Origin of the sequence: Rhodococcus sp. MS16 (genome assembly GCF_013277795.1) — a bacterium.
Classification (GTDB): Bacteria; Actinomycetota; Actinomycetes; order Mycobacteriales; family Mycobacteriaceae; genus Rhodococcus_F; species Rhodococcus_F globerula.
In genome coordinates, this window is sequence record NZ_VBTM01000011.1 from 110722 (window position 1) to 136179 (window position 25458).

The 25458-nt window shown below is 61.1% G+C and carries 19 protein-coding genes; 7 read left to right on the plus strand and 12 right to left on the minus strand.

Features of this window, described 5'->3' with window-relative positions; translation table 11 throughout:
• Positions 1–9: 9 nt before the first annotated feature.
• Entirely contained in the window at positions 10–459 is a 450-nt protein-coding gene (locus FEZ60_RS23125; protein ID WP_033233664.1) for an Rrf2 family transcriptional regulator, read from the plus strand.
• A 31-nt stretch (positions 460–490) separates the two neighbouring features.
• Positions 491–1684, plus strand: coding sequence for a globin domain-containing protein (locus tag FEZ60_RS23130; protein WP_172937087.1), 1194 nt, complete (start codon positions 491–493; stop codon positions 1682–1684).
• Positions 1685–1696: 12 nt separating this feature from the next.
• Here the strand turns inward: FEZ60_RS23130 and FEZ60_RS23135 are convergent, their stop codons facing one another.
• Together FEZ60_RS23135 and FEZ60_RS23140 are read right to left on the minus strand one after the other, a co-directional pair.
• A complete protein-coding gene (locus tag FEZ60_RS23135; RefSeq protein ID WP_172937088.1) occupies positions 1697–3478 on the minus strand; it encodes a CocE/NonD family hydrolase in 1782 nt (593 codons plus the stop codon).
• A 126-nt stretch (positions 3479–3604) separates the two neighbouring features.
• A complete protein-coding gene (locus FEZ60_RS23140; protein ID WP_033233666.1) occupies positions 3605–3985 on the minus strand; it encodes a cupredoxin domain-containing protein in 381 nt (126 codons plus the stop codon).
• An 89-nt stretch (positions 3986–4074) separates the two neighbouring features.
• Here FEZ60_RS23140 and FEZ60_RS23145 point away from each other — a divergent pair, with 89 nt between their 5' ends.
• The 3 genes from FEZ60_RS23145 (at position 4075) to FEZ60_RS23155 (ending at position 7692) form a co-directional block, all read left to right on the plus strand.
• Positions 4075–5220, plus strand: a complete 1146-nt coding sequence (locus FEZ60_RS23145; RefSeq protein WP_095887359.1) for a cation:proton antiporter — start codon at positions 4075–4077, stop codon at positions 5218–5220.
• A gap of 245 nt (positions 5221–5465) precedes the next feature.
• Complete coding sequence (locus FEZ60_RS23150) at positions 5466–6503, plus strand: GGDEF domain-containing protein (RefSeq protein ID WP_230590094.1); 1038 nt, start codon at positions 5466–5468, stop codon at positions 6501–6503.
• Positions 6504–6567: 64 nt separating this feature from the next.
• Positions 6568–7692 (plus strand): GGDEF domain-containing protein, encoded by a 1125-nt coding sequence (locus tag FEZ60_RS23155; protein WP_072782667.1) that lies wholly within the window; start codon positions 6568–6570, stop codon positions 7690–7692.
• On the opposite strand, the gene FEZ60_RS23160 is transcribed toward FEZ60_RS23155, so the two are convergent.
• The 7 genes from FEZ60_RS23160 to FEZ60_RS23190 all read right to left on the minus strand — a co-directional run bounded on the left by FEZ60_RS23160 (position 7679) and on the right by FEZ60_RS23190 (position 19088).
• Entirely contained in the window at positions 7679–10006 is a 2328-nt protein-coding gene (locus tag FEZ60_RS23160; RefSeq protein ID WP_033233669.1) for an EAL domain-containing protein, read from the minus strand. The genes FEZ60_RS23155 and FEZ60_RS23160 overlap by 14 nt on opposite strands.
• Before the next feature lie 204 nt (positions 10007–10210).
• Complete coding sequence (locus FEZ60_RS23165) at positions 10211–11845, minus strand: MFS transporter (RefSeq protein ID WP_033233869.1); 1635 nt, start codon at positions 11843–11845, stop codon at positions 10211–10213.
• A 29-nt stretch (positions 11846–11874) separates the two neighbouring features.
• Complete coding sequence (locus FEZ60_RS23170; protein ID WP_095887360.1) at positions 11875–13032, minus strand: VWA domain-containing protein; 1158 nt, start codon at positions 13030–13032, stop codon at positions 11875–11877.
• A complete protein-coding gene (locus FEZ60_RS23175; RefSeq protein WP_172937233.1) occupies positions 13029–15212 on the minus strand; it encodes a DUF5682 family protein in 2184 nt (727 codons plus the stop codon). The genes FEZ60_RS23170 and FEZ60_RS23175 overlap by 4 nt, the downstream gene beginning before the upstream one ends.
• An 8-nt stretch (positions 15213–15220) precedes the next feature.
• A complete protein-coding gene (locus FEZ60_RS23180) occupies positions 15221–16321 on the minus strand; it encodes an AAA family ATPase (protein ID WP_095887362.1) in 1101 nt (366 codons plus the stop codon).
• Positions 16318–17802 carry a DUF5691 domain-containing protein gene (locus FEZ60_RS23185; RefSeq protein ID WP_095887363.1) on the minus strand — a complete coding sequence of 495 codons (1485 nt, stop codon included), beginning with the start codon at positions 17800–17802 and terminating at the stop codon, positions 16318–16320. The genes FEZ60_RS23180 and FEZ60_RS23185 overlap by 4 nt, the downstream gene beginning before the upstream one ends.
• Positions 17799–19088 (minus strand): SWIM zinc finger family protein, encoded by a 1290-nt coding sequence (locus FEZ60_RS23190; RefSeq protein WP_095888041.1) that lies wholly within the window; start codon positions 19086–19088, stop codon positions 17799–17801. Before FEZ60_RS23190 ends, FEZ60_RS23185 begins: the two co-directional genes overlap by 4 nt.
• 168 nt (positions 19089–19256) lie before the next feature.
• Here FEZ60_RS23190 and FEZ60_RS23195 point away from each other — a divergent pair, with 168 nt between their 5' ends.
• Complete coding sequence (locus tag FEZ60_RS23195; protein ID WP_095887364.1) at positions 19257–19664, plus strand: YciI family protein; 408 nt, start codon at positions 19257–19259, stop codon at positions 19662–19664.
• Between the two features lie 9 nt (positions 19665–19673).
• A complete protein-coding gene (locus FEZ60_RS23200) occupies positions 19674–20822 on the plus strand; it encodes a DUF6596 domain-containing protein (RefSeq protein WP_172937089.1) in 1149 nt (382 codons plus the stop codon).
• 9 nt (positions 20823–20831) lie between these two features.
• Here the strand turns inward: FEZ60_RS23200 and FEZ60_RS23205 are convergent, their stop codons facing one another.
• The 3 genes from FEZ60_RS23205 to FEZ60_RS23215 are packed head-to-tail and all read right to left on the minus strand — an operon-like array spanning position 20832 to position 25428.
• Positions 20832–22154 carry a helix-turn-helix domain-containing protein gene (locus tag FEZ60_RS23205; protein WP_172937090.1) on the minus strand — a complete coding sequence of 441 codons (1323 nt, stop codon included), beginning with the start codon at positions 22152–22154 and terminating at the stop codon, positions 20832–20834.
• On the minus strand, positions 22151–23584 hold the full coding sequence (locus tag FEZ60_RS23210) for an NAD(P)/FAD-dependent oxidoreductase (protein WP_045065522.1): 1434 nt from the start codon (positions 23582–23584) through the stop codon (positions 22151–22153). The genes FEZ60_RS23205 and FEZ60_RS23210 overlap by 4 nt, the downstream gene beginning before the upstream one ends.
• Positions 23581–25428: a DUF3556 domain-containing protein gene (locus FEZ60_RS23215; protein WP_116102533.1), complete on the minus strand. Its 1848-nt coding sequence runs from the start codon at positions 25426–25428 to the stop codon at positions 23581–23583. Before FEZ60_RS23215 ends, FEZ60_RS23210 begins: the two co-directional genes overlap by 4 nt.
• Positions 25429–25458 lie beyond the last annotated feature (30 nt).

Here is a 25458-nt window from a genome sequence, read left to right on the forward strand (position 1 = left end):
ATTCAGGTCATGCAACTGACGCAGTTCACCGACCTGGGATTGCGCGTCGTCATGCGGCTTGCCGTACTCGACGCCGACGCCTCCCCCAGTACGCGGGTAATTGCCGAGCAGCTCAACGTGTCGTACGCCCACGCAACCAAAGTGGTCACACGACTCGGTGAACTGGGCATAGTCAACACCAAACGCGGGCGCGGCGGCGGGCTCTCCATCACCGAGCTGGGTCGGACCGCCACCATCGGCTGGCTCGCCAGACGCCTCGAAGGGCCTGGAGAGGTTGTCGACTGCGAAGGGGATAAACCGTGCCCTCTGCGCGGCGGATGCCTCCTGCGGAGTGCACTCCACGACGCGCAAGAGGCATTTTTTGCCTCACTCGACGGAGTCACGATCGAAGACGTGACGCGCCAACCGTCCAAAAATGTTCTGCTTCGCCTCACCACTCGGAGCGACGAAGCAGGCTGAACAACCGAATTTCGACCGAACGGAGCATCTCATGCTTTCCAATGCGTCAACCGAGGTCATTCGCGCCACCCTCCCCGTGGTCGGCGCCGCCATCGGAGAAATCACAACGCTGTTCTACCGCAAGATGTTCGAGGCCCAGCCCGAACTCGAACGTGATTTGTTCAACCGTGGTAATCAAAAGCAAGGCGAACAGCAGAAAGCCCTCGCCGGAGCGATCGCCGCCTTCGCGACACTCCAACTCGAACCCGACAGCGCCAAGGTCGATCTGATCCTTTCGCGTATCGCTCACAAGCACGCGTCGCTGGGAATCACCCCGGACCAGTACGCAATTGTGCACGAGCACCTGTTTGCCGCAATCGTCGAAATACTCGGTGATGCAGTCACTCCCGATGTCGCGAAGGCGTGGGACGAGGTCTACTGGCTGATGGCGGAAACGTTGATCACCATGGAACGTGGGCTCTATCAGCTCGCCGGAGTCGAACCCGGAGACGTCTGGCGGACGGTGCGAATCACCGAACGCGTATTGCAGTCTGCCGATACCGTGTCACTGACACTCACGTCACTCGACGGCAGCATTCTCCCCACATTCGCTCCCGGACAGTATCTTTCAGTCGGGGTAGCCCTCCCCGACGGCGCTCGGCAAATCCGGCAATACAGCCTCTGTTCCGTGCCGAGTAGTGCCGACTGGCGCATCAGCGTGAAGAGGATTTCGGGCACGCCCGACGGCGAAGTATCGAACTTCCTCTACAACAACGCTTTCGAAGGTTCCGAACTGTCGGTAACCACACCGTTTGGCGATCTGATGATGCCGGAGGACGATTCGCCGCTCCTGCTCGCGTCTGCCGGAATCGGATGCACGCCGATGATCGGCATGCTCAATCACCTCGTGGATACCGGCGCTCAGCGCTCGGTGTCGGTGATTCACGCGGATCGCTCCATCGCTGATCACGCTCACCGAGCTGAACTCAGCGAGCTGGTAGGCAAGATCCCGGCCGCAACACTGCACCGCTGGTACGAAGACCTCGGTTCGTTAGCACCCCTCGGCGCTGTTCACGAAGGACGTGCCGATCTGCGTGAGATCGAACTCGAGCCGAACACACAGGCATTCCTCTGCGGCCCGATGCCGTTCATGCTGTCCATGCGTGAATCGTTGATAGCACGCGATGTTCCGGCGCAGAATATCCACTACGAGGTCTTCGGGCCGGACAGCTGGGCGAATATCTGAAGTGACGGCCGGCTAGCCCACCACCGGGAGCTGCAGCGGACCTGAGGCGTCGACAAAGATCGTCACCGGCATCCCGGCCAGACCGCCCCGGAAGCTGATGTCTCCCCCTGTGATCGCCAGTCGCACAGCATGACCGGGTTCGAAACGATGGACAATCGCGGGCATGGTCACCGGCACCGGTTGCGACGGATCACTGATCCTGATCGGCGCGATCAAACCGTTGATCAACGTCGAGCTTCCGTCGGGCGCCACGTCGTACACCTTGGCGAACACCACCGGTTGTCCAGGCGCCGCGACCCGCAACGTGACAGTCGGCGAACCGACAACGTCCATTGTGTCGGTCATCGGAGCCGAGGTCCACAAGGCCTCGGTTCCGGGGATCTGCACATTCGGAATATTGCCTGCCGGAGAGATATTGAGCGGTTCGATGCCAGTCGGAAGACCCGCTGGAGCGGTGACTACGGTGTTCGCTCCGGGTACCGGCGGTACACCGCCTGGCAGCAGTGCGCCATCCGCGGAGAGATGGAAGTCCCGGCTGCTGCCGACATTCACGGTATTCGACGTCGCATAGGCCGGCGCAGCATTTCCCTCGTAGTCGATCCAATTACGGAAGTAAGCAAATTCCGGCCCGGTTTCGGCGTTCTCGTCCCGAAGATAGTGGTCGAACCAGTCGAGGAATCGGCCTGTTTCGTACTGAGTTTCGGCGTCCGGAGCACTGAAGCTGAATTCGCCTGGCGCAGCAGCCAAGTGACTATGCCCCCACGAATGCCAGATCATCTTCACATCCACACCACGGCTTTTCAGCGCTTCATAGGTGGCAGTCGCCTCGTTCAAATCGAACAGAGTGTCCTGCTGCCCCTGCGCGAGCAACACCGGGATCTTGATCTGATCGATGTAGGACGCGACCGACGACGCCCGCAGATCCGCGACTATCTTCGGACCCACTTCACCTGTAACCACCGCCTGCGCAATGGCATTGCACATGTACGACACGTAGTTCGGGCAACCCTCGAGCCGCGCGGGATCGGCGACATACCCGTCGACACCAGGATTCGTGACTCCCAATCCGAACAGCAACGACGCGAACAGCACCTTGGACGCACCGGGTTCCACCGTCGATACGCCGGTGACGATGCCAGTACTGTTGGGCGCCAACGAATACGACAGATCGTTCCACGTGATCATCGGGATGATCGTGTCGATGCGCGGATCGACACTGGCAGCGGCAAACTGAATACCGCCACCGTACGATCCGCCCGACATACCGACGCGAGGATCGTTGATCGACGGCGCTCCGTTGTGGTCCACCGAGTCTCGAACCACCACGTCTAGAGCCGGAAATGGTTGCGTCAGACCAGGATCAGTGAAAGCAATTCCTTCGCTGCCGCCAAGGAAGCTGACCAACTGTGACGCGGCGATGCCGTCGTATGCGGGAGCATCGAGGGTGATCTTGCAGGTGGTTCCGCCGAAGCCGAGGCCTGAATACGTAAGACCCACGTACCCGTTCTCGGCAAGAAATTGCACCATCGGTATCTGGTCTTTGTACGATCCGCCAAAACCATTGGTGGTCAGGATCGCCGGCGCCCGATTTCCGGCACTGACGCCGTCAGGGATGGTCAGCTCGCCGACAACCGTGCACTGCGTTGCCCGATCGGGGCCGACCTGAACCGAAAAGTACAGAAGCTGCGACGAATACGTACTGTTTGCGAGCGCGGGCGGCGCGAAGCCGAAGGCGCAAACCACTAACGTGACGATACTGATTACCAGTCTCCGGCGCACCCGCATACCGTACACCCGGAACTGTTTCCGGGCCGGTTATTTACGGCAAAACTCATCCCTCCCAACAGAGCGAAAGTACCTTTCGACGCATTGAAGGCGACCAAGATACCTTTCGCTCGGAAGGGGGCTGATCACTTCCTCTCAATCCTCCACGGTCAAGGTCCCGTGCATGTCCGAGAAGTAGGTGCAGTGGAACGCGTAGGACCCTGGTTCCTCGGGCGCTGTGAGACGTGCGACTTCGTTCTCGTTGACAATGACGTCGAACAACCCTGGTGTATCAGACGTAACGGAATGCTCGTCATCAGTGTTGTTGCGGACCGTGACAGTTTGACCCGGCATCACGGGGGCCGGTGTGGAGTATTCGAAGCCGTTGATCACAATTTCCGCTGCCTGTGCGTTTGCAGCGGTCACTCCCATCTCGGCAGAGTGATTGCCGTGGGAATCGGTGCTGGTGTCACCACACCCGATCAAGGCAAATGTCGACAGGAACAGCGCCGCGATTGCGGCGACGATCCTTCTCATGGGTACCGCCTCCTGGTCGAATCCCCCCGTCATCCCCCAATGCGATGATTACCCCTGGGCACAGGCACCAAACGGCGAGGAGATCATTGGTGACATTCGACGTACTCGCATTGGTTGCTTTCGCCGGGCTACTCGGGCCGCTGCTGGCGGCACGCGAAGGCTGGCATATCCCGGTAGTCGTAGGCGAGTTGGCGGCGGGTGTCATTCTCGGGGTCACCGGATTCGGATTGCTCGATGCGACTGACCACACTTTCACGTTTATGGCCGATATCGGTTTTGCGTTGACGATGTTGGTGGCAGGCTCGCACGTCCCCGTTCGCGATCCTGCGGTTCGGTCGGCGATGGGTAAGGGCGCGGTCCGCGCAGTGATGGTCGGGGTTCTGGCCGCTGTCGCCGGGTACGCAGTGGCATCGGTTTTCGATACCGGTCACGCCTTTCTGTACGCGGTGCTCATAGCGTCTTCGTCTGCAGCACTTATTCTTCCGATCGTAGATTCACTCGCACTTGGTGGAACATCCGTTCTGCAGATGACGGCACAGATCGCCATCGCCGACACGGCATGCATCGTGGCGGTGCCGCTCGTAATCGATCCCGGTAACGCGGTGCGTGCGGGGCTCGGTGCATTCGCCGTCATCGCCGCTGCGGTCGTGCTCTATTTCGGGCTCCGGTCATTCCACCGTTCCGGAGCATGGCGGCGGCTCCACAAGTTCTCGGAGAAGCGTAAGTTCGCCCTCGAACTGCGGATCAATCTGGTGATCCTGTTCTCTCTGGCGGCGCTGGCAACAACCACTCACGTCTCCGTCATGCTCGCGGGCTTTGCTTTCGGTTTGGTCCTTGCGGCGATCGGTGAGCCCCGGCGCCTGGCGAAACAGCTCTTCGCCGTCACGGATGGCTTTTTTGCGCCGCTGTTCTTCGTGTGGCTCGGCGCTTCCATCAATCTTCGGGACCTCGTCAGCAATCCGTCGTCCATCTGGCTCGGTGTGTCTTTAGGCATGGCAACGCTCGTAGTGCATGCCGTGGTTCGGGTAATGGGTTTACCTCTTCCGCTCGGCATATTGTCTGCTGCGCAGCTCGGTGTTCCCGTTGCCGCGGTAACGGTTGGCTCGCAGCTCGGCGTGCTCGGCGACGGTGAGCCTGCAGCAATTCTGCTTGGCGCGATGATCACCGTCGGTGCCGCGACATTGGCCGGTGCAAGTGCGGCACGGTCGGGTCGATTACTGGCAGGGAAACGGTAAAACCTTCATCGCTGCGACCTATTTTCGGTTCTCACGAAAACATGCACAAAGTCAGTTCCCCGAAGTATTCATGCACTTGATCCCCGCGACTCTCCGAACAAATCAACCTGGTGATTGTTAGTTTTTCTTCGCTGGAATTCAATGCCAAAATAGGTGTCATGCGCACCCCTGTCCATCTTCCAACAGGGGGTAACTCATGGAATTTGCTCAATGAGTGGTACCACGAGGAGCACGACTACGAATGGATGAAACGCCAGCGCTCCAGCCGCGCGATTCAGCCTCTCTGTCGCGCCTTGCTCGGCATCATGTCGATGATCTTCGGTCTTACCGCGCTCGTTAAACTCGTCGGGCCCGACGCGCCGCCGACAACACTCGGGAAATACCTGGGGGCGATCGTGGTCGTCAGTTGTTTTGTCATCGCGGGACTTTGGTTCACTCGCCCCTTCCCCGGACGGCGTGGACTTATCGCCTTTGCAATTTTTGCCGACATCGGTCTGGCTGGGGCGGTTCTCATGGTGACTGATCGCGATTCAGCGACTTTCGGGTGTATCGCCTTTGCCGTGAGCGGTACTTACGCGACATTGTTCGTCAGCGCTAAATGGCTTCTGGGACACGTAGCCTGGGCTACCGGCGTCAGCATCATCGTTTTTGTTCTTGCTTTCGGTGCGGGAACAGTCGACCACGGCACACTCCTTGCCCGCGCATTGGTCCTATTTGCCGCAGTAACCCTTCTCCCGATCTTCTCGCATCTGACGTGGCGCATGATGTATCGAGATGCCCGCGAATCGGACCACGACCCCCTGACCGGTCTATTCAACCGTCGTGGACTCGACGCTGCGGTTACGGTTCTGTTCGATCAGGCCCGCGATGATGCGTGGTGTCTTGCATTCATCGTGGTCGACATCGACAAGTTCAAGTTGGTCAACGATGTACACGGGCACCCCGCAGGCGATCGGGTAATCCAGAGAACAGCCAACCGACTCAGCGCTCACCTCGGTCAACGGGCCGTAGTCGGTCGAGTCGGCGGTGAAGAGTACCTCGCAGTCATAGCGGGGCCACCCGAGATGATCATTACGTTGACCGAAGGCATTGTTCCGGCACTCTCCGATTACCCGGACCCGATACACACAACGGTGAGCGTCGGAGTGGCGATCATGCCAACCGAGTCAAAAGCATGGACGGGTGGATCGTCAGCAATCTCGGTTGCGTCGAACGTCGCCGATTCGATGATGTACCAGGCGAAGGCTGCCGGAGGAAACGGCGTCCGAACCACCAGTATCTGAGCTGAAACTGCACTGAGGGACTGATTGCCATGCCTTCCCGAACTTGAATGCGAGAATGAACCACATGTCCAGTTCGGAAAGCGTGCGTTCGAGGAACACCTCGTGGCGCACGCTCAAGGAATGGTTCGACGAACCACACGATTACGAGTGGATAAGTAACCAACGATCAAGTCGCGCTATCGCGCCGATCTTCCGTGGCCTGCTTGGCGTAATGACTGCCATCCTCGGATCGGGCGCATTCTTCAAATTGATCGGACCCGATGCACCGACAGCCAGTGCCGGCAAATTCCTGTCGGTCTGCATGGTCATCGGATCGCTTATCGTCATGACCTGTTGGTTCACGCTGCCATTTCCCGGTAGACGCGGACTGCTCGCATTCGGCATATTCGCCGACCTCGGAATCGCGTCGGCAATTCTTCTTGTCCCCGACCGCGACTCGGCATTGTTCGGGTGCATCATCTTTGCGATAAGCGGTACCTTCGCAACGCTGTTCGTCAGTGCGAGATGGCTTATGACGCACGTAATCTTTGCAACGTCGATCACCACCCTCATCCTCGTGCTCGCCTATCAACAAGGAACCGTCGACCCCACGACCATCGCGGCCCGAGCCACCGTTCTACTTGGAGCCGTGACCATCGTGCCGATTTTCTCGCATTTGACGTGGCGAACCCTCTACCGCGATGCCCGCGATTCCGATCGTGATCCTTTGACCGGACTGTTCAACCGCCGCGGCCTCGACGCTGCGGTCATCGATTTGTTCGATTCGGCCCGGGTACAGGAAAAATGCCTGGCATTCATAGTCGTCGACATCGACAAATTCAAAATGGTCAACGATCTTCACGGGCATTCCGAGGGCGACCAAGTAATTATTCGCACTGCCAACCGCTTGAAGACGCATATAGGAGATCAGGGCGTCGTAGGGCGGGTGGGCGGCGAAGAGTACCTGGCTGTCATTTCAGGATGTCACGAAGAAATTGGCACGTTGATCGACGGCATCACTTCTGCAATTTCGGATCATTCCGATCTCGTCCCGACCACCGTGAGCGTCGGGGCAGTGATAATGCCGGCGGGGTCGAAGGCCTGGACCGGTGGATCGTCCGCAATATCTGTGGCATCGAATGTCGCGGACTCGATGATGTATCAAGCGAAAGCCGCCGGAGGAAACAGTTTGAGGGCTACGGAAATCTGAAGAATGGATGAATATGGCTGCCTGATTCAGTCTTCGTTGCGGCAAAATATTCTTCCAAATTCGCCGCATCCAGGGGCTTGCTGATGTAAAAGCCCTGAACAAGTTGGCACCGCGCGGCTTGAACACGTCGCAATTGCACTGCCGTTTCGACGCCTTCAGCCAACGACTTCATCCCTAGTGTTCCGGCAAGTTCGACCACCGATTGCACCACCGCCATCGGCTGGTCGGCACAGTCGACGATAAACACGCGGTCGATCTTGAGGACGTCGATGGGCAGCCTCTGCAAAGTCGCGAAAGACGAGTATCCGGTACCGAAATCATCCAGAGCTACGGTGACCCCCAGCTCGCGCAATCGGTGCAGATCTGCGACAGCCCGATCGTCGACGACCCCGGTTTCGGTAATTTCGACCTGCAACAAATGCGGTTCGAGTCCGGTGGTTCTCAATACATCGACAACGGTGGCAAGAAAGCCCGTGGACACCAGCTGAACGGATGAGACGTTGACGGTGACCGCGATGCCGTCTGGCCAATTCGCGGCAGCCGTACAGGCAAGCTCCAAGGCCCGCGCCCCGAGGGGAATGATCATCCCGGTTTCTTCAGCCACTCCGATGAACTGGCGTGGTCCGAGCTGACCTCGCACAGGATGGTTCCACCGAATCAATGCCTCGAACGCCACCACCTGACCGGTCACCGCGTCTACCTGGGGCTGATAGTGAAGTTCGAATTGGTCGGCCGCGATTCCACGGGCGAGCTCCTGTTGAGCGGTGGCGCGCTCCGATGCCCGCGCCCGCAGCGCCGGGGAGAATCGGCCCACCCGGTTACGTCCTGTCGACTTGGCCTCGTACAAGGCAAGATCAGCGAGCATGACCAATTCGTCGACGTCGGCGGAGTCATTCGGGTTGGTCGCGAAGCCGATGGTCGCGCGTACCTCGATCCGGTTGCCGTCGACGAAGAACGGATCGTGCAGGACGTCGAGGTATCGTTCGAATGCGCCTCGCTCGCTCTGGCCTGCGGGCATCCGGGCGATGAATCCGAACTCGTCACCACCCATGCGCGCGCACACATCCGAATCCGCTACGGCGCACAGTCGCTCGGTGACCGCGAGCAGCAACCCGTCTCCCACCGGATGTCCCAGCGTGTCGTTGACGGATTTGAAGTTGTCGAGGTCGAGGATCGCGACGTGCACCTGGCCTTCGTCACGGTCCGCGATTGCCTGCTCCAGCGCTTGTCCGAATGCTCGCCGGTTGGGCAGTCCCGTCAGGGCGTCGGTCTCCGCCTGCCGCAAAATATCCTGCTCGCGGACGTACCACTCGGTGATGTCGGAACCGACGCCGCGCCATCCGAGCATTTCACCGTCCTCGCGGATTCGTGGCTTTGCGGAGAGCGACCACCAACGGCAAACGCCGTCGACGCGGACTGACACCACCAGATCGCCGAAGGGCACCTGGCGCTCGAACTTGTCGACCAACAGATCAACTGCCTTCCGGCCCTCCGCGCTGGAGGTGATGGCAAGTTGGTCGAGCATCTGATCGAAAGTCCTGTCCTGTAGCTCGCCAACCGCTAACCCCGTTACCTCGGCGAACCGGGGCGACGTGTGGGTGAAGCGTCCCGCAGCGTCGACTTCCCACAGCCAGTCGCGTGATCCACCTTCGAATCCGTCGAGCAACAAGGCCACTGTCTGACGTTCCGATTCGGCTTGCATCTCGGCGAGCCACCTCCGCTTGAACGACGCGGACAGATACAGCGCACCGATTGTGAGTGCAAACGTGTAGATCACCAGTTGAAGCATCAAGACCGAGAGATACGGCTTCGTGTGGGACAGGAAGATGATGAACAACCCAACACCGTGGATATATATCCAGGTCAGACTGGCTGAACGAAGCGTATAGAAATTGATGGTTCCGGCGCCCATGAGACCGGCCATTGTCGCGATCAGGATCACGTCATCGGTTGCCGTCTCGGAAAACAGCAGCGCGAACAGAACGACGTCGAGGACTCCGAGAACTACAACCTCGAACATCAGACCGATGTAGTCCCGGCGAACAGATCGTTGCGCTCGTTTCTGGCGCAACGAGACCCACGTGTAAGTCGAGTTCAGGAAGACAAGAAGAATCGCCACCGCGCCGACCCAGCGAATCAGGTGCTGCTCCGGAGGAATGACAAACACGAGCACCGAACTGATGCCGGCCATGATGGCAAAGTTCGCCAACGGTGCGACGGTGACGGCCTCGTCTACCTGGCGGCGGAAGAAGTCGCTGCGCTCGGATTCCGGCAATGCGGCCCGGCGACTTGTTTGTCGGACAGAACTCAACATTCAGGTGGCCTGAGACCGTGGCGGATCGCAGCCGGACGCTGGTGTCCGGGCATCGGTTCCTCCTTTGTCGCCATACCGATCGGATTGCCGGTTGAATGGAGCTTTCCAGACTTTTTGGCTGTTTCTTCGCTCGACGTTAGCCGACTGCGAGTTTCCAGTTCCCGAAGATCGCCATTTCTCGACGTGAACGACGCAAAGCAGTTGTCAGTCGGAGGCAGGAATTCCGTTCGTTCGATCGTCGGACCCGACCGGTATCCGCGGAATCCGGCCGGTCGCGAACAGCGCCGCGACGGCAAGGAACGCTGCGACGGCAAAAGCAACACGCAGAGCTTCGAGTCTGGCCTCGGAATTGACGTCGACGATCGCCGCAGAAGTCTGCTCGTTCACGCCGGCCTGCGCCAAGGAGTCTTGAAGTTGGGTGGTCGAGAGGAATGGAACACCGGACACCATATTCGTCGTGGCTTGTTGCTGTACCGCTGCTGGAACAGCCGGATTGTCCTCGATCCCGGCAATTGCCGACGTTGTCAATGTTGCGATCAGCACCGAACCGATCAACGCCGTTCCCAGTGACGCACCGAGGTTGGTTGCAGTGTTCTGTAATCCACCTACTTCTGCGCTCTTGTCGTCCGGCAGCGCCGACACCGTGACGGCTCCGAGTTGTGACGACAGCGCCCCCAAACCGAACCCCAGGAACAACATCGGAACCATCACGATCGCGGCATTTGCGCCCGGATCCATCCCGGCAACCAACAACAGGATGCCGACAATCATCGACAACAACCCGATGCGGACGACGCGACGGGGATTCGCCGTCGGCCGGAGCTTCGGAATTCCGATCGCGGCCAGTACCAGGGCTGCCGACAACGGCAGGATTCGCACCCCGGTCTCGAGTGCGCTCAGTTCGAGAACCACGGACAGGAAAAGCGGCACCGCAAAAAACACGCCCGCTTGAACGAGGAATTGGGCAAAGAACATCGAAAGCCCACCTGTCAGTTGCCGATTCCTCAGCATGTCCGGATCGACAAGTGGTTCCTTGCCTACACTGACCAACCACGCTTCCCAGCGGAGGAAGCCGTAGACAACCAACATCCCACCGAGCAACAGCCACACGACCGGCGACATCCCCAGCATCTCCGGCCCTTGGGGTTTGGCCTGCAACCAACCCCATTCACTCGAACGCAGAACACCGAAAACGATCATGCCGAGGCCTGCCACTGACAATAGGGAACCCACACCGTCGAGATGACCCTTGGTGGGGGCAACATCGGCAACCTTTCGCAACACCAACAAGATCGCAACTACAAGGACGACCTCGCCGAGGAAGACATACCGCCACGACGCGAAAGTCGTGACAGCGCCACCGATCAGTGGTCCGACGGCAACTGCCATCGCTCCGGCGGCCGCTACCAATCCGTATGCGGCCGGTCGTTTTTCCGCCGAAAAGTTTGATGCCACCAGCGCCACGATCGCCGGCATGATCAATGCCGCACCGATCCCCTCGAGGAGCGACCATCCGATCAGCAACACGGCAAGATTGGGCGCGATCGCCGTCGTGAACGACCCGACCCCGTAGATGACCAGCCCCAACCCGAAGGCCCGCCGCCGGCCGATCATCGAACCGACTTTGCTGCCCGTGATCATCAGGGTCGCCATCACCAGGGTGTACAGCGTGATAGCGGTTTGGATACCGGTAATTGTGGTCCCGACATCCGCGGCCACGGTCGCCATCGAGACGTTCATGACCGAACTGTCGAGAGTCATCAAGAATTGGCCACATGCCAACACTGCGAGGACCAAACCAGAACCTGCTTGTGTTGCCGATGTCTGCGCACGGGTCATCGCGAGGGAATACCCGAACATGTGTTCTTTCAAGCAGGGCGATTTTTGTCTGCCCACGCACCGACGTCGCCGCGCTCCAACGCCACCGCGAGTAACTCCGGGAACTTGTCCGGCGTACACGCAAAAGCAGGAATGCCCAGCCCGCCCAAAGCTGCGGCGTTGTCGTGATCGAACGAGGGTGCACCGTCGTCGGAGAGCGCCAGCAAGACCACCACCTGAACGCCGGCCGCTTTCATCGCGGCCATGCGCCGAAGCATCTCGTTGCGAATTCCGCCCTCGTACAGATCGGAGATGAGCACGAACATCGACTCGGACGGCCGTGAGATCAACGACTGGCTATAGGCGATCGCTCGGTTGATGTCGGTGCCGCCACCCAACTGAGTTCCGAACAGCACGTCCACCGGATCCGCTAATTTCTCCGTCAGATCAACCACCGCGGTGTCGAAGACCACCAGCGACGTCTTCAGCGCGCGCATCGACGCCAGGACTGCGCCGAATACCGAGGCATAGACAACACTGGACGCCATCGAACCCGATTGATCGATGGCCAGTACCACGTCACGTTGTACGGCCGTGGATTTCCGTCCGTAGCCGATCAGTCGTTCCGGCACCACAGTGCGATACTCGGGCAGGTAATTCTTCAAGTTCGCCGCGATGGTGCGGTTCCAATCGATGTCTCGCAGCTTCGGATTGGACGTCCGGGCAGCACGATTGAGCGCCCCGGTCACCGCTGCTCTGGTCTTCTGAGCAATGCGCTCCTCCACTTCGCGCACCACCTTGCCCACCACCATCCGGGCGGTGGCCTTGCTGGCTTCCGGCATCACCTGGTTGAGGCTGAGCAGGGTGCCCACCAAGTGCACATCAGGTTCGACGGCATCGAGCAGTTCCGGTTCCAGCAGCAGGTGCGTCAGTCCGAGTCGTTCTATCGCGTCCTTCTGCATCACCTGAACCACGGTGCTGGGAAAGTAGGTACGGATATCGCCGAGCCACCGTGCAACTTTTGGCGCCGACGCACCCAACCCCGCTGAGCGCCGAGTTCCCTTCGTTGGCTTCGAACTGTCGTAGAGAGCGGCCAGAGCGGCATCCATCTGCGAGTCTCCCGGCAAGCCGAGTCCGCCCGTCGACTCCTCTGCGGATTCACCCAGCATCAAGCGCCATCGCCGCAGCCGCTGCTCGTCTTCGCTCATGCGTTGACCCCCAAGATATCCGAAACGACAGCCATCGCTGCCCGGCCACGTCGTGCATCGGTCTCGACTGAGGTCTCGGTGACACGGCCACCGCGCACGGCCTGTCCGATCGCGCGCCGCTCCCCCGCCTCGAATGCACCGAACGTCCGGCGCAGCAACGGGAGGGTGTCGATGAAATCCTGCTCACGCAGCTGCCCAACCCAACTGTCGATCAAGTCCAGTAGCGCTCGATCGTGCACCAGGACCAGCCCACCGCCGCCGAGGAAACCGTCGACCCACCCTGCCTTGTCCACTGGCGCGCTACCGATGGACAGCGCCCGTGACAACCGCTGCGCCGCATCGAATTCCGAAATCGATCCGGCATCACGGAGCAATCGGACCATCCGACCCGTCAGAATCCCGTTGACGTCGTCACGGTCGATGAGACCTGAGACCACCTTCAGCCATCGCACGATGGACTCCGGATGGTCGCGCATCAACACGGCCGCGTGCACCTTGTCGAGATGATCACGGAACTCTTCGGCGCTCGCGTCGTCAAGTCCGGTAACCGCCACCGGCAGGCCGGTGCAGATTCGAACCAACAGTCCGTCGGCAACTTCCGTCAGAGCAGATACGTCGGTACCGCGCACGTCACCGTAGCGCAGGGTGCGTGTGAGTATCGGCAGCGCTGCCATCAGATGTGTTACGTCATGATCAAGAGCTGCAACAGTTTTGACACTCGTCAGCACCCGGGTCAGCGCGTCCGGAAGATCAGCGAGGAGGCACTGTTCCAAGAGTTCGATCAGCGCAGCGAGCGCAATATCGGGTGCCTGAACTCGTGCCTCGATTTTGGCCGCAGCTCCGACCGATACCGTTGTTCCCCACAGCGATGCCTCGATCACCGACACCGCAAATTCCGGCTTCCATTGCAATGCCCACGTTTCCCGGAAGGTACCCGTAGAACGCACTTCGTCCTCCGCCGGCACACCCCAGTCGATATCGAGGAGAGCCAACCTGTGCAGGAATCGTGAACGCTCGACGTCGATGTCGCGGCGCAAGTCCAGATCAAGGTTCTTCGCGCCCGCCTGTTGCTTGAGACGCAGCGTTTTTGCCCTGGCCCGCAAGTCTGCTTCCAGCGGAACCGTCGGAGTTTCTTCAGGCACTTCACCCAAAGACTCACCGACCACCAGTTTTCGGGTGATCAGATCGAGCAACACGTCGTTACCGTCGCACATCACCGACCTTGTCGCCTCTGTCACTTCCGACAAGCCGGCCAGAGGCCGAGAGCGTATGACTGCCAATGCTTCTGCCAGTCTCACCGCTTCGATGACGTGTGCACTCGAGATCGGCAGATCTTCGGCGCGAAGCACCCGGGCAACCTTGGTCAGCCAGCGGGCAACAGTCTTGTCCTGCGCTGTGAACAGGTGGTGATACCAACCCGGCGAGGTGATCCCCGCGCCGTACCCCGATACGGATGCCAGTCGCGAATGCGTCCAGGGAACCCACGTCAACGACGTCTTGATCTTGGTCATTCCCTTGAGGATTCGAGCATCCACCGCAGCCGGACCGAGCGGGCCCACCAACGCGGGCGCGTGCCACGCACCGCACACGACGGCCACTCGCTGCGCGCCGTCCTTGAGTGTTTTTCGCAGCACCTGACGCATGTACGCCTCGCGGTGCGCCGTCTCCTCGTCAATCGGGACAGTCTCCCGAAGTGCCGCCATCGCATCGGTGATCGCATCGAAGACATCCGAGCTACCTGTACCCGAGTTGGATTCGATGACGGAATCCCACCAGCGCTCGGTGTCGTCGTAACCTGCAGCCGCGGCCAACTCGGCCAGCGGGTCTCCTTCACGCGTGCTCAGTTCACGCTGATCCGCCAACATATTGTGCGCCGGTAGGTCGCAGAAACGGGCCTGCACACCGTTTTTCGCGGCCCAGTCAAGTGCCTGCCACTCTGGTGAGAACACCGCAAACGGCCAAAATGCGGCCTTCGACGGTTCGCCCGTCGCATACGCCAACAGGGCAACCGGTGGCGACATGGTTTCCGATGCCGCCAGCATTACCAGTGGATCTGCATCCGATGGACCTTCGATCAGGACAACTTCCGGAGCAAACTCCTCCAACCCGCGCCGAACGGCACGCGCCGAACCCGGCCCGTGATGACGGATCCCGAAAACTCGGACCCTGCTGTCCTGCATGGCAAATGTCACCCGGTGACCTCGCGGCAGGCCCGGTAGAAGTCGGACCAGTCGCCTCGTTCACGCACCACGGCCTCTAGGTATTCGTTCCACACCACGCTGTCCGCTACCGGGTCCTTGATCACCGTGCCGAGAATCCCGGCCGCTACGTCTGATGCGCGCAGGACACCGTCACCGAAGTGCGCGGACAACGCCAAGCCGTTGGTGACCACCGAAATCGCCTCTGCTGTTGACAGCGTCCCGGATGGGGACTTCAGCTTTGTCCGACCATCTGCCGTGGTGCCGGAACGCAATTCGCGAAATACCGTGACGACTCGACGAATTTCCTCAGCCGCTGCCGGAACGAGTGGCAACTCCAGCGCCACACCCAATTGTTCGACCCGCCGCGCCACAATGGCCACCTCGTCTTCCTCGCTGGCAGGCAGAGGCAGAACGACGGTATTGAATCGTCGACGCAATGCGGAGGACAGATCGTTGACACCACGGTCGCGGTCGTTGGCAGTGGCGATGAGGTTGAAGCCCTTGGCCGCCTGCACTTCCATACCCAATTCGGGCACGGGAAGCGTCTTCTCGGACAGAATCGTGATGAGAGCGTCCTGCACGTCGGCCGGGATGCGCGTCAACTCCTCGACTCGAGCGATCTTCCCGGTTTCCATCGCGTTCATCACCGGCGAGGGCACCAACGCGCCAGCGGTAGGGCCTTCGGCGAGCAGACGCGCGTAGTTCCAGCCGTACCGGATGGCTTCTTCGGGTGTGCCGGACGTGCCCTGAACCAAGAGCGTCGACGCCCCCGATATCGCAGCCGAAAGGTGCTCGGACACCCAGGTTTTAGCGGTTCCCGGCACTCCGAGCAAGAGCAGTGCGCGATCGGTCGCGAGCGTCGCGACGGCGACTTCCATCAGCCGACGCGGGCCCACGTACTTGGGAGAAATGACGGTACCGTCCTCGAGAGTGCCGCCCAGTAGGTAGGTGACGACCGCCCAGGGTGAGAGGTTCCACGACGGTGGCCGCGGACGCGTGTCGGCCGCCGCCAGTGCGGCTAACTCATGTGCGTATTCCTGCTCGGCGTGCGGACGCATCAGTGAGGTCGGATCAACAGTGGCACTCATGTGAGCTCCTCGAGCAGTGTCTTGCGGTGGACAATGGCGTTGGCGGTCTTGACAAAAGCTTGCTGCCAGTCGAGATCACGGGCACGTTCCGCAGCTCGGCCGAGCACGGTTACTGCGCTGTACGGGAAACTGGCCTGCGCAAGACGCAGCGACTCGGAGTACTTGTAGCGCGAGAACTCGGCAGATCTGGCCCCGCCATCTGCACGCCTGGCCGCGGCGCGTTCCCACTGCGCCACCACGGAGGCTGTGATGTCGTCCGGCCACGGGCGAGGCAGCGTCTGGAAGATCGCCGCCCGGTCCGGATGCAGGATGTTCGCGTCACCAGTTCCCGACAAGAGGAGATCGGCCAGATCGCGCGGCGGAATCATCGGGAGCAGGCGCCTGTCGGTGGACAGACCACGCGTGCGGAAAATCGCCTGAGCCCATTCCGAGTTATGTTGGAGTACAGTGGCCGTGGACCAGGCGTCGTGAAGGATCGGTTCCCAGGTTCGGTCGAGACTCAGGTTCAGAACTGCCGACGGTTGACCGATCATGTTGTTCCACAAAGACAGTGGAGCTGCACTGATCGCCTGCCGTACGTACTCGGCGCGGTAATCGGTGTGTGGGTTGGGCCGATCCTCGATCCCGTCGCGCTTCGCAGCCGCATCGATTTCTTCGGGGGCCTCGACCACAAGTCGCACACCGGACTGTGTTCGTTCGATCCGCACCCATTCCTGGACGCGCCGAGCCATACGTTCACCGAAAGGCGACTGCGGCAGTCGGGCGAGAACCGTCGCTGCTTCACGCCGGACATCCTTGCGCCTGTCGTCGAGGGCGCGTTCGAGCAAGGGCACGTCATCGGCACTCAATCCGGTGACGAGAGCTGCGACAAACGCTGCTTTGTGTTCTCCCCGTTCCGTTTCCCAGGATTGTGTCAGCTCTTCCGACGCCTGCGCCGGCTCGCTCCGGCGGGTATCGGCCAACCACCGGAGGCGTTCTGCCGGCGTTCCGTGCCGCCACCCGTCGACGCCGCCGCTGCGGTTACGAATCAGCATGGACCACTCGGGATTTCGGGCAGCTAGCCACTGTCCGCGCTCGCCGACGATTCGCAGGATTCTCTCACGGTAGACCTCACTGGCTCGTGCATAGGCCAGTAATTCCGCGACCAGATGATCCGGTGCCCGGAAGTTTCGCTCGAGCGCCAGCGCAAACCACTCGTCGAGTAGCGTCGCCTTGGCGGCCAGCATGGAAAGCAGATGCACAGAAGACGATTCGGGGAGAACCAGCCGCGGGTCGTCCTCCGCGGGCGCAGGCAGGTCGGCAGTGACGGAACCTGCTCCCCCGGCGCGGTAGGCCCTGGCCAGTGCCGTCGCCTCCAGCAGCACGACTGCCGGATCGCCGCCAAGTCGCGTGGCAGCCGAACGGACATCGACCGGGAGATCATCGAAACTCGGTGCTGTACGCGATGTTCCGAGCAGAGCCGCCGACATGAGAGTGCTCACAGTGCCGTCACCTGACCACTCACGAATACCGAGAATGCCTCGATGTATCGTGCATTCCACGTTCCGCAGACACTCACCGGATACCCGCCGGAGATTCCGAGGAGTGTCCACATCATGCGTGAATCACCTTCTGCCGGCAGCGCTGAACCGGACTTGTCCACCAGAAACCATGATCCGTCGACATATGACGGCGTCACATCGGTGACCACAACCGGCCACGACCGCAACCACGGATCAGCGCTGACTGCGTCGGTGTAGTGCTCCAGCGCCGCCGCAATATTCCCCGGCGGCAGAGTCGTGAACGGCTCCGCGTCACCATGTGTTGCTCCGAGTCGTGCCCGCAGCGCCGCCGCACCGGGATAGAAGTGCAGGTCTGCGTCGACAACATGTCCGACGGGCGGCACGACACCCGAGAAGTTGGGGGAACCGTGGGAGAAGTCGAGCAAAATCGCCCAGCGTCCCGTAGCTCGCCCCCGGAGCCACGTGGTGCGGGTGAAGAGCCGCTTCTCCTCCGTGATGCGTGAACCCATCACCATCCAGAGTTCGCGAACAGCAGGCAGTTCCATCACACTCTCGGTGGACACCGGGTATCCGACGTGCGCTCGCACCGAATCCCGAAGTGGACCGGGAAGTTGGTCCATTCTCTGATGCGCAACAACAAGGAGATGCAGGCGTACGAGTTCACCCAACACCAGTTCGGGCCAGTTCTCCGCCCCGGCCACCGCCCCGGCCAGCGACCGGAGCGCTCCGGCAACCCCCGGCGCCTGCGCGTCGACCATGCGTGCGGCCACTCCGTCGAGCGCTTCCCAGGAGATATCCATCGATGCCAGGCCACCACGTATCTGGTCGGTGATCCACAGGTCCAATTCGACCAATCCGCTTGCCACTCGTTCGGCGCGTTTCTGGGCTGTGGCCGGATCGGCAACTGCCTTGGCGGCAGGTACCGGTTGCTGTGCGGCCTTCCCCTCCCGTTGTGCCAACCACTCCGCAGCGAAGTCGAGCGGTTCCGATGCCACCGGGACGCGTCCGGTCGACCATTCGAGGAGAAGGCCGAGCGCGTGCTTGCACGGGAACTTGCGGCTGGGGCACGAACACTTGTAGGCGGGACCGCTCAGGTCGACTATCGCCTGGTAAGGCTTCGATCCGCTGCCCTGGCACAGTCCCCAGAGGCCGTTCTCGACCTGCCCGGTCTGCGACCACGAACCGGCCAGTTTCTGCGCAGCTGCCAACGAGGAGGCGTCGGGAGCTACCGATGCCACCTGCCCGGCAGTCCACGGCGAAGTCACTCGAACACCGTAGGTCACGCTGCCGACACCACCGCTTTCAGACGCTTCACCAGCACATACACAAAGCTCGAAAAAACTTGTCGGCATGATGTCGAGAATCCGTGGCTTGCTACGTCCCTGTAGTGAAGTGCGACCAGAATGGTGGCACCAACCCCGAGGAGAAACACGATGGCCAAGTACCTGCTTCTCAAGCATTACCGCGGCGCTCCGGCGTCGGTCAACGACGTTCCCATGGATCAGTGGACACCGGAAGAGATCACGGCCCACATGCAGTACATGCAGGACTTCGCGGATCGGCTCGAGGGGACGGGAGAGTTCGTCGACGGTCAGGCTCTTGCCCCTTCAGGAACATTTGTCCGGTACGACGGCGAGGGTCGACCGCCCGTCACCGACGGCCCGTTCGCGGAGACCAAGGACCTCATCGCCGGCTGGATGGTGATCGACGTCGACAGCTACGACCGTGCCGTCGAACTGGCGGGTGAGTTGTCGGCAGCACCCGGAGCCGGCGGAAAGCCGATCCACGAGTGGCTCGAATTGCGCCCCTTCTTGACCGCGCCACCCACGATTACCGACTGACTTCGACAGATGAACGACGTCTTGCTTCGGAGCCTCACTCCGAGCGTGCTCGGAATCCTCGTCCGCCGCGGAGCAGATTTCGCGGCGGCCGAGGACGCCGTGCAGGATGCGCTGCTCGAGGCAGTTCGGGTCTGGCCCGACAACCCGCCGCGAGATCCGAAGGGCTGGTTGGTCACCGTCGCCTGGCGGCGATTCCTCGACGCGACCCGAGCGGAGGCTGCTCGCACCAGGCGTGAGCAGCTGCTCGAGGAAGAAGCCGTGCGGGAGTCCGCACCCGCAGTGGACGACACACTCCAGCTCTACTTTCTGTGTGCGCACCCGTCGCTGACGTCGTCATCCGCAGTCGCACTCACGCTGCGGGCTGTCGGCGGGCTGACCACCCGCCAGATCGCGCAGGCTTACCTGGTCCCCGAATCGACGATGGCGCAGCGCATCAGCCGGGCCAAGCGCACCGTATCCGGCGTGCGGTTCGATCAGCCGGGCGATGTCGCCACGGTCCTGCGAGTCCTCTACCTGGTCTTCAACGAGGGGTACACCGGCGATGTCGACCTCGCTGCCGAGGCCATCCGGCTCACCCGGCAGCTCGCGGCCGCAATCGACCACCCCGAAGTGGCGGGCTTGCTCGCCCTCATGTTGCTCCACCACGCTCGGCGGGCTGCCCGGATCTCGCCCGACGGCAAACTTGTGCCCCTCGCGGAGCAAGATCGCAGCCGGTGGGACATCGAGGCGATCAGCGAGGGCATCACAACCTTGTACGCCGCGCTCGCCCGCGACCGGCTCGGTGAGTACCAGGCCCAGGCCGCTATAGCGGCACTCCACGCTGACGCGCTCACCGCCGAGGAAACCGACTGGGTTCAGATCGTCGAGTGGTACGACGAACTCGAGCAACTCACCGACAGCCCGGTTGTCCGCCTCAACCGAGCGGTCGCCGTGGGAGAGGCTGACGGAGCGCGCGCCGGTCTGGCGGCACTGGCAAGGCTGGACAACTCACTGCCCCGCTACACGGCGGTGGCGGCGTATCTTCACGAGCGCGACGGCGACCTCACGACGGCGGCACACCTGTACGGCGAGGCGGCGCACAAGGCAACCAACCTCGCCGAACGCGACCACCTCACACGCCAGGCTTCCCGGCTCAACTCCCGCCGGAGTGCAGACTGAATTCCTGTCTCAACCGGGAGGGCGCAACACCGATCTACCGAGCAATTCGCACACCTGTAACGCCAGAGCCAGATCCAGCTTGTCACGCCCGACGATGACTGGATCGCCGAGCGCTTTGTTGATGCGGTATTTCACGGTATTGCGGTGCAGATTCATCTGATTGGCGGTATGGAGGTGACTTTCGCCGTTCGCAAAGTACACGCTCAATGTTGTGCGCAGGGACGCCGCACCCGGGGTGTCGGCAGCCAGCGGCCCCAACACTTCCCACACCCAGGACTTGGTCGCGTCCAGATTGTCCGACAGGAGAGACACCACCGCGATGCCTCGGTCACCAAAACTCACGAGAGGCCGTCCCGGCGTATCCGGCACGGTTGCAACAGAATAGGCGGCGCGCGCTTGCTCGTGCGAACGCTTGAACCCGGACATCCCATTCCCGGGAAGACCGATGGCGACGCGGGTGCCACCGTCGAGCGGCACGGATGCCGACAGCACCTGCAGATCCGGTGCCGGAACGCGGCGTCCGAAGGGCAACCACGCCCACACTGTTCGACGGTCGATCGCGGTGACGATCACTGATTTGTCAGCGCCGGCAGCCGCGCCGAGATCACGCACCAGCCGATCCAGGGCATTGAAACCCAACGCATCGGCGTCCCACGTCGACCAGGCAACTACGGCAATGTGGTTCTGGTCCAGTCGATATCCGGTTTCAGCCTCGAAACTTCCCGCGTCTGCGCCAGTTCCGGACAACAGTGCGTGGATCGCAGCTGAATGCAAGTTGCCCCGTGCGTTGATCCACCGACTTCGCTCCTGTTCGTACGCATCGAAGACGTACAACGTAATCCAGTCGATGTAGCTGTACACCACGTCCGAAGTATGTTTCAGGACAGCCAGAGTCAGTCGGGCTGGAATATCGAGGGCGCTGACCTCGTCATGGCAGATCCTCATCAGATCGCCCTGGCCCATGTGATATGCCCGTACCAACGAGTTGGACGGGACATCTCGTTGGGCGAGCCTGAGCGCGTATTCCACTGCCGCGGTTGTGGGCTGGAGATGATCGATGGGGATGTCGTTTGCCAGCACATGAATGATGGTGGTGACATTTCCCTGCACGCTGGCTTCGAGCATCTCGATCAAATTGGCATCGTTGTCCAACTGGTCGATCTCGTGAGCCATCATGACGCTCATTTCGCGCGCTATTTCAGTGCTACGCGCATCGAGGCGTCGCGCCAATTCTGCAACCACGGCAAGAACTTCCGGTTCGGCGGCAGCCGGCACCCGGGCGAGGCGCCGCCTCGCGACGGCGTCTCGATCCTTGTGCGATGGACCCGTCACAAAACCTCCGCACCCTTCCGCCTGAGATACTTCAGTGCAGATTCGGCCGCGTTGTACCCGCACATTCCGTGTGCCCCGGCCCCTGGCGGCGTCGACGCCGAGCAAAGGTACGTACCCTCGATCCCGGTACTGTACGGATCTACAGCGATGCGCGGACGCAAAACCACTTGCAGTTCGGAATTTGCTCCTCCGATGATGTCGCCGCCCACCTGATTCGGATTGTCCTGTGCCAGATCAGCGGTACTGCGACTCGATGTGGCCACGATCTGATCCCGGAACCCCGGTGCAAACCTTTCGATCTGGCGGATGATCGCCTCCGTAGCGTCGCCGGTATATCCGTGTGGCACATGGGCATAGGCGTACAGCGGATGGATGTTCCCGGCAGAGCGGGTGGGATCAGCGAGGTATTGCTGCCCTAAGAGCACAAACGGTCGCTGCGGCATGCGCCCCGCATTCGTCTCACGCTCATTTGCCACAATTTCGTCGAAACCACCTGCCAGATGGACTGTTCCGGCCCGCGCACAATCCGGGTTAGTCCACGGCACATGACCTTCGATCGCAAAATCAACCTTGAAAGCGCCGGGTGCCAACTTGAACTTCCGGTAGGCCTTTGCCACTCGGGCGGGGAGACGATCCCCCAGGATTTCGAGAGCACCAACTGGATTGACATCCATCAGAACAACATCGGCGTCCGGAATCTCGACAGCTGTGCGCACCCGGATACCGGTGTCGATCTTGCCACCATGATCGAGGAGCATCGCCGCTAACGCATCGGTGATGGAGCGTGAACCGCCCTCGGCAACTGGCCATCCGTAGCGGTGACCAGCCGCGGTGATCATCAACCCCACGGCCGATGTGGCCGGACGGTGAAGTGGATAGAAGGCGTGCGCGGCGACCCCACCGAACAAAGCCTTGCCCTTGTCCGTCTTCCACAATTTCGCGGTCACGGTTGCCGGAAGCAGTGCTCGCGGACCGAAAGCCGCAAGCCTGAGCGGATGCCGCGGAACGTTCACGATGGGGCGCATCAGGTCGGACGCCAGCGCGTCGAAACCAGTCGACAGGTCGCTGAACATGCGTTGCCATCGCTGCCCGTCCGCGCCGAGCCCCGCTGCGGTCTGCTCCAGCGAGCGATACAGAACACCGGCATCTCCGTTGTCGAGGGGGTGCGCACAGTCCGCCTCGGCCCACCGCCAAATCAACCCGTACCGCTCGAGGTCGAGCTTGGACAGGTACGGCGAACCGATACCCATCGGGTGAAACGCCGAGCAGTGATCGTGGATCAACCCGGGCACGTCGATCGGACCGGAGCGTGTTCCTCCGCCGATCTGGTCGGCGGCCTCGAGTACCTGCACGTCCACACCGCTCCTGGCAAGGTGTACCGCGGCAGCGAGCCCGTTCGGCCCGCTGCCGACAACTACGGCCTTTGTCACTTACCCACCTCTTGCTCTATACCGCTGGTCTTCGTTCGCATCCTCGGCTCGGAGACGACCTGCGGGTCTGTCGCCGCGCGGTCAGCTCGTACGTCCAGTGTCCACTGAACATCGAACGGAATGGGGCCATTCGGCAACCACGGTTGTTCGGCTACCGCGTCGGCCACCTTGAAGGTGCCCCGTTCGATGACGCCCAACGCCGCGTCGATCACCTTGTACTCCTGCGTGCCCTTGTGGATGGGCTGGGATTCGATCCACGTCACCAGGAACTCGCCCGGCGCGAAGTTGCAACGACGCTGAATCGCCGCGATCATCTTCTCGTCGTGCAGATGGCCGTCGCCGAAGTTGAAGGCGACGATGGAGTTGCACATGAATTCGGCCTCCCGCAAGGAGTACGTGTTGATGTCCTCACCGAGGTGCCGGAGCATCAGCGAGAACAGCGCGCGCCCCTGGCTGTGCATCGAACGCCACCCCAACAGCTGATGCAGAACGACGTCGGACACGTCTTCGGGGTACATCGTCATCAACTGATTACGGGTATCGGGCGACGGACGCTTGATGCACTGATCGATCTTGGCTTCGGCACCCGGCGCGAATGCCCACGTCGCAGACGCCCAGTTTCCGGCGTACTGACGCATGGAGGGCAGGAACGACACGAGATCGGGTCGAAGATTGCCGAGAATCGGGAAGAAAGCAAGTGCTGCAACAATTCCCACGGTAATCCACGGCGAGGACATGGCACCGAGACCGTAGCCGTCCCACGCCGGGAAGCCGAGGAACAGGAACGCCGCCGCGTAGGCAAACAGCAGGTTCCATTCCAGTGGAACAGCCAACGGGAAGGTCGACGCGATGAACAGGTGGAATCCGACCATGAGAATTACGGCAAGAATGGTCAGGGTCTTGTTGGTGGAGAACAGCAGGATCAACGGTGTGACGATCTCGACCATCGTTCCCGCCACGTGTGCAACGCCGCCACCGAGGTGTGAGGGCCGCAGGTCTTCGGGGAAATTACGGTAGTGCGCGCGCTTGATCTTCTTCGAGGGAATCCACGGTGTATTACTCAACATCGGCGGAACCACCAGTGAGAAGTGGCGACCGAACTTCGAGATACCGGCTCCGATCCACACCATGACGATCAGCAACTTGAGCGCCAGGATCATGTCGACGAACGGCAGGAACGTGAAGAAGAAAATAGCCGGCAGGTACTGCTCGCTGCGCGCGGCGATGAACGGGACCTTGTCGCGCAGACCAAGAATCGCCATGAGGACCAGGAACGAGTACAGGGCGGTCGGGCGTACCAGTCCGGCGTTATCGGCGATCGCCGCGTCGATTCCCGTGGTGTGCACTCCTGGAAGCACTGTGGCAACAAGAAGATTGGCAACAGCGGCGACGTAGATGAGCACGTCGAACACCGTCCGGGTGTCGCCGGAAGTGAGTGGAACTTTGCCCGGCCACGGTGGCAGGCGAATCGTTCCCGGCCGAATCCAGTAGAGGACGCCACCGGTCATCGGTTTGAAGTGACCGGCCAGCGGGCCCCACGAACCTGCCAGGCCCAGCATCTCGAGCATCATCGTCCACAGGATCAGCTTTTGGTAGACGATGGGCTGATTCCACCAAGATCCTGGATCAACCCAGGAAAGACCGGAAGTCAATGTCGCAACTGCCGTTCCGGCCAATAGGTAGAGGAACAGCAACTTCATGATGTAGACGGTGTGGACCATCTTCGGTGTCCCGAAGCCGTAATCCACCCAGTGCGTGGACATGTCGCGAAGACGCTCGAGGAAAGGCTTGTCCATGAACGTGGCCGGGTCGACGGGAGGGAAGTTTCCTTCTTTGAATCCCATGGTGTGCTCCTGATGTGCAATATGTGGGCA

Coding starts and splice junctions, on each gene's coding strand:
- FEZ60_RS23125 (WP_033233664.1), top strand. CDS start 10: ATGCAACTGACGCAGTTCACCGACCTGGGATTGCGCGTCGTCATGCGG.
- FEZ60_RS23165 (WP_033233869.1), bottom strand. CDS start 11,845: ATGACCCGTGCGCAGACATCGGCAACACAAGCAGGTTCTGGTTTGGTC.
- FEZ60_RS23215 (WP_116102533.1), bottom strand. CDS start 25,428: ATGGGATTCAAAGAAGGAAACTTCCCTCCCGTCGACCCGGCCACGTTC.
- FEZ60_RS23150 (WP_230590094.1), top strand. CDS start 5,466: ATGAAACGCCAGCGCTCCAGCCGCGCGATTCAGCCTCTCTGTCGCGCC.
- FEZ60_RS23160 (WP_033233669.1), bottom strand. CDS start 10,006: ATGTTGAGTTCTGTCCGACAAACAAGTCGCCGGGCCGCATTGCCGGAA.
- FEZ60_RS23170 (WP_095887360.1), bottom strand. CDS start 13,032: ATGAGCGAAGACGAGCAGCGGCTGCGGCGATGGCGCTTGATGCTGGGT.
- FEZ60_RS23200 (WP_172937089.1), top strand. CDS start 19,674: ATGAACGACGTCTTGCTTCGGAGCCTCACTCCGAGCGTGCTCGGAATC.
- FEZ60_RS23130 (WP_172937087.1), top strand. CDS start 491: ATGCTTTCCAATGCGTCAACCGAGGTCATTCGCGCCACCCTCCCCGTG.
- FEZ60_RS23140 (WP_033233666.1), bottom strand. CDS start 3,985: ATGAGAAGGATCGTCGCCGCAATCGCGGCGCTGTTCCTGTCGACATTT.
- FEZ60_RS23175 (WP_172937233.1), bottom strand. CDS start 15,212: ATGCAGGACAGCAGGGTCCGAGTTTTCGGGATCCGTCATCACGGGCCG.
- FEZ60_RS23180 (WP_095887362.1), bottom strand. CDS start 16,321: ATGAGTGCCACTGTTGATCCGACCTCACTGATGCGTCCGCACGCCGAG.
- FEZ60_RS23155 (WP_072782667.1), top strand. CDS start 6,568: ATGTCCAGTTCGGAAAGCGTGCGTTCGAGGAACACCTCGTGGCGCACG.
- FEZ60_RS23195 (WP_095887364.1), top strand. CDS start 19,257: ATGGCCAAGTACCTGCTTCTCAAGCATTACCGCGGCGCTCCGGCGTCG.